Genomic DNA, 4,673 nt, shown 5'->3' on the forward strand with positions numbered 1-4,673 from the left:
CTCTGCTTACGGTACTATAATAGACAGCAAGATAATCTGCTATCTTTATTAAAGATAGCCGGCTCTTTGGGGTCTTGGGCTTTCATCGTGGAGTAGGATAAAGAGCACCTATAAATTCTATTCTTAAGAATCTTAGGTCATGTGGTTAACATAGCATGTCTTTGCTACATTGGAAGATCTTACCCTTTACCGGGTTACCTACTAATTTAAAAGTAAATATTAATTATTTAAGAAAATGGGTTTCTGTCCCTTGTATAAAGAATCGTCGCCTGTTTTTACTGTTTTTAGATGAAGAAACGTTCTTTTTTGTTTTTCCTGCGCAAGCAGGAATTCAATAAATCAAAAAATAAAATTTTGCTGAGGATTTTCTTTTTTGACAATTTCTATAATATTTTTTACAAACTCCTCTGCAATCTTCAAAGCATTGTTAGCTTCCAATTTTGATACCGGTAGAAAAGGATCATAAGTAAATTGATTTCGTTTACGTCGCATATTATCAAATTTTTTAAAAATATCTACAAAACTATCCCCAAGAATTTTTCCAGAAAGTTCAATAACAGTTTTATGTTGTTGGCCATCACTAGGACGATATTCTTTTATAAAAACCATTGCTCTACTACATCTTAACATTGCTAAATAAGCATAGTTATAAGTTACTTCTTCGTCAATTTCTAAGTTAGCTTTTGCAGCGATTAAATCCCTCTTTGCTCGGAAGAGAAGTGCTTCAATTTGTTTAAAATCTATCTTTTGCTTTTTTATTAATCCACGATCAAGCATCAGTTTAACTGTTTCTTTATAACTCATCTTCATCCCCTATTAAAAAAAGCTTTTTCTCTTTTATTACTTCTAAAATGAATGGGTTACCTTCCATTTTCTTCTTGATAAAATCACTTTTTTCATAAAGAGTAAGATTGATTTCTCTTTGTAACTTTTTCTCCAGTATTTTAATTTTATCAATAAGCTTACCTTCATCTATTTCCCCTATAATAAGTAAGTCAATATCACTACTTTCTTTTTCCTCTCCTTTAGCAAAGGAACCATAGATAAATGCGTATTCTACGCCTTTTACTTTTTTCAAAGATTCTTTAAGTTCCCCTGAAGCTCCTGCAGTTTTTAAGATAATGCTTTTTATCTCTGGAAGAAGAGGATAGGACTTGTTCAAACAATAATAAGTCAGATTTCCTTTATTCTCTACATGAAAAAGACCTATATTTTTAAGCTGAATAAGTTCTCTGCGAATATTTCCCACTGAAAAATCAAGTATCCTCTCCAATTCTCTCAAGTAATATTTCTTATCTGGATTAGTAAAGTAGAGATTTAATAATTCTTTTCTTAATTTAGATTTGCTAATCTGTAATATTTCCAATTTCTGTATTCCTTTCTGAGTACAATTGTATTATATATTGACTACAATATCAATCTTTCATTTAAAAAAATAATTGACTAAAATATAGAAACAGGGAACGGTTTTTTGTTTTAAGCTCTAAAGATCTTATTGACCGTAACCCCTGTCAGTCTGGACAGCTGCCTTAATGAGCTTCCATCCAGCTCTTTTAGATATTTTAAAACCTTAGTTTGTTTTGGTGGTGGCACCTGGTGAAATAAGGCGATGATTTCCCATCAGGTAATAGGCATATAGGCCATATTCAATCTTTTTACGGTAAACATCAAGAATATCCAGATATTCTGCTGATTGATCCCTCTTATCATGATGTGGTATATTTTGCTGTTACTTTTTCTGCTGACCTCCTTTGGCATAAGACAACACCTCATTCATTATTTTATTCTATTAATGAGATGCCATCAAACAAAGAACTGTTCCTTGTTTTTGACATTTCAAATATGTTCCTTTTGGGCTGAAATATCATTTACTGTAGCATAAGGATGAGGATACCTGCTATTTCCAGTAGTATGCGATTTCACATAAGGAATATTTTTTATTTGGACGGATTGTTTAGGACAATAATTTAAACATGCAAAACACATATAACATAGTACATTTCCCTGCCAGATAGGTTTTTTTTCGGTAATTTTAATCTTTTTCGATAAACATATTTTTTCACATATACCACACCCATTGCATTTATTGTCATGGTAGAAATAATTGACTCCCCCAATATACTCAGAAATATTCATAGCAAAAACAACTAATTGCTCTATTAAAAATCCAGTTATCGGGTTAGATGAACTTTTAATAACAACATCTGCATCTTTTTCAAGAAATGAACTTTGAGTTTTGATAATATTGCTGATTTCATCAATTTTTTTAAGAACAGTGGTTTCTATTTGTAGAATATCCGACTTTGAAGGAACAATGTAATTTTGTTCGCTCCGTGGTGCCTCGTTATGGCACATATTAAGTATAAACTGTGAATTAAGATGTTTATTTTTTTTCTTTAATAATTTTTCTATTATATTAAATCCCTTAAATACAGTTCCGTACCGTGTTGCAATTGCAAAAATATATTCTGCTGATTGTACATTAATTTTTCTAATAAATCGTTTTACAGCAATAGGAATAGTTAGAGAATGGCATGGGAAAACAATACCGATTGTTTTCCCATTAGTTTGTATAAAATCTTTATGCAAAAGACTGACAATTGGGATTATAACTGAATCTGGAATCTTTTTCTGAAGTTCTCTTGCAACAAATAACGAATTTCCCGTTCCAGAAAAATAATATATTTCCGTACTCATAATAAATACCTCCTTAAAAACATAAAAACAGGGGATGGTCAAACAAACAACCATCCCCTGTTTTACTGTTTGTTATCTATTTAAATAAAGCGATATATTCGGATAATACAAATAAGCGATTTCTGGATAAGCCGGTTACTTCCTTAAGCAAACCTAATCGTTGAAAATCAGTAATTAAGCGAGAGGCAGCCGCAAAGCCTATCTCCAAATGTTCAGATGCTTGATTGATAGAAATTACCGGGTTAGAAAATAAAGATGATAATAATCTTTGGGCAATCGGTATTTTACGACCAAGAGATACTATTTTATCTTCATATTGTTTACATAAACCTACAATTAATTTTAGAGTGTTTTTTCCATTCTTGGCAGTATCAATAACTCCGGTAAGGAAAAATTTAACCCATTGTTCTAAGTTGTTCGATGTTCGTGCTATGGTTAGAGAATCATAATAACTTCCCTTATGTCTTTCAAAAAAATCAGAAAGATATAAGGTTGGTTTTTGTAATACCTTTGAATCAATCAATTGTAAAATAATCAACAGCCTTCCAATCCTGCCATTGCCATCTAAAAAAGGATGAATGGTTTCAAACTGATAATGACTCATAGCAATTTTTATTAAATTAGGTATGCTTAATTGACGATTATGCCAAAATTTTTCTAAATCAGTTAAGAGTTCTGGTAATTCTTCATAATGTGGGGGAATAAAAAAGGCATCTTTCAAGCTTGATCCACCTATCCAATTTTGGCTTTTGCGTATCTCTCCGGGTAATTTATATTTTCCTCTTACTCCAGAAAGAAGTATCTGATGAGTTTCTTTCAGAAGTCTAAGGGAAATTGGTAATTTTTCTAATTCTTTTATCGCAAAATTCATTGCCTTAATATAGTTTTGAACTTCCAGCCAATCATCTCGTTTTTCTGGTCTAATTTCTTTCTCTGGTAAAATGACCTCATCTATCTTGGTACTGGTTCCTTCTATTCGGCTGGAAGTAGTAGCTTCTTTTGCTACATGCATTTTGATAAATAGCTCTACATCTGGCACTAATGTAGAATAAGCATTTAGTTCCCCTAAATATCTCATCGCTTCTTCTAATTGCAGATTTATCTGTTTATCCTTCCATTCAAAGGTTTTATTAATAAAAGAAGGGCTAAAGCTCTTATATTCGTATTGCTGTTTATAGGTTCCAGCTTGAAACATTAAATCACTACTCCAGAATCATTTTAGATATTTTTATTAATAATTATCTTATATTCTTTTAAATTGCAATTTTATATTATCATTTAGCATTGTAAATGTCAATATTGAATATATTATTATCACTTTCTAATTATTATAGAAATGTAATCATTTTTCAAATCAAAGTGATAATAACAATTTTCTTTATTATTACTTTATACATAAAATGATAATAAGCCTAATATAGACAAATCATGCCTATAGAACATGGACAAAAGCGTGAAGTCAAATCCCAATTAATATATCGGTTCCTTCTATTTTAATGGGGTAATTGTGAAGATCATGTACCTTAACCTTGAGCAAAAACAGTTTACCACTTTGGATAACTTTCCCAGTTGTTACATCAAAGATAGAACCGTGTTTTGGGCAGATAATGTGGTTGCCATTAAGTTTTCCTTCGTATAGAGAACCTCCCATGTGCGGGCAAATGTTATCGATTGCATAATATGAATTTTGAATATTCGTCATGAGTATCTCTTTACCTTCTAAAGATATTTTCTTTTTTTCTCCTGCATTTAGTTCGTTTGTTTGAGCAACCTTAACATACTTCATGAAAAACCTCCTTAAGAATAATAGGGACAGATACCTATTTAAGGATCTTGGGTCATATGGTTAACCTAGCATGTCTTTGCTACAATGGGAGATCTTACTCTTTATCGGGTTAACCACTAATTTAAAAATAAAATATTAACTATTTAAGAAAATAGGTGTCTGTCCCTTGTATACTTGTATATTACTTGTA

5 protein-coding genes and 1 pseudogene are annotated in these 4,673 nt (G+C 31.2%); all 6 read right to left on the reverse strand.

Going from position 1 to position 4,673, the window contains the following annotated elements:
- Positions 1-339: 339 nt before the first annotated feature.
- On the reverse strand, positions 340-810 hold the full coding sequence (locus ENO17_01250; protein HER23685.1) for a HEPN domain-containing protein: 471 nt from the start codon (positions 808-810) through the stop codon (positions 340-342).
- Positions 794-1,375 carry a nucleotidyltransferase domain-containing protein gene (locus ENO17_01255; GenBank protein HER23686.1) on the reverse strand — a complete coding sequence of 194 codons (582 nt, stop codon included), beginning with the start codon at positions 1,373-1,375 and terminating at the stop codon, positions 794-796. The genes ENO17_01250 and ENO17_01255 overlap by 17 nt, the downstream gene beginning before the upstream one ends.
- A gap of 101 nt (positions 1,376-1,476) precedes the next feature.
- Positions 1,477-1,578: pseudogene (locus ENO17_01260) on the reverse strand (transposase).
- Between the two features lie 258 nt (positions 1,579-1,836).
- A complete protein-coding gene (locus tag ENO17_01265; GenBank protein ID HER23687.1) occupies positions 1,837-2,697 on the reverse strand; it encodes a ferredoxin in 861 nt (286 codons plus the stop codon).
- Between the two features lie 76 nt (positions 2,698-2,773).
- Complete coding sequence (locus ENO17_01270; GenBank protein ID HER23688.1) at positions 2,774-3,892, reverse strand: Fic family protein; 1,119 nt, start codon at positions 3,890-3,892, stop codon at positions 2,774-2,776.
- 264 nt (positions 3,893-4,156) lie between these two features.
- Complete coding sequence (locus ENO17_01275; GenBank protein ID HER23689.1) at positions 4,157-4,483, reverse strand: Rieske (2Fe-2S) protein; 327 nt, start codon at positions 4,481-4,483, stop codon at positions 4,157-4,159.
- Positions 4,484-4,673 lie beyond the last annotated feature (190 nt).

The organism is Candidatus Atribacteria bacterium (assembly GCA_011056645.1).
Taxonomy (GTDB): Bacteria; Atribacterota; Phoenicimicrobiia; order Phoenicimicrobiales; family Phoenicimicrobiaceae; genus Sediminicultor; species Sediminicultor quartus.

What these genes read in the sequence shown, in the direction of transcription:
- ENO17_01265 (HER23687.1), bottom strand. Translation starts at nt 2,697, where the DNA reads ATGAGTACGGAAATATATTATTTTTCTGGAACGGGAAATTCGTTATTT.
- ENO17_01250 (HER23685.1), bottom strand. Translation starts at nt 810, where the DNA reads ATGAAGATGAGTTATAAAGAAACAGTTAAACTGATGCTTGATCGTGGA.
- ENO17_01270 (HER23688.1), bottom strand. Translation starts at nt 3,892, where the DNA reads ATGTTTCAAGCTGGAACCTATAAACAGCAATACGAATATAAGAGCTTT.
- ENO17_01275 (HER23689.1), bottom strand. Translation starts at nt 4,483, where the DNA reads ATGAAGTATGTTAAGGTTGCTCAAACAAACGAACTAAATGCAGGAGAA.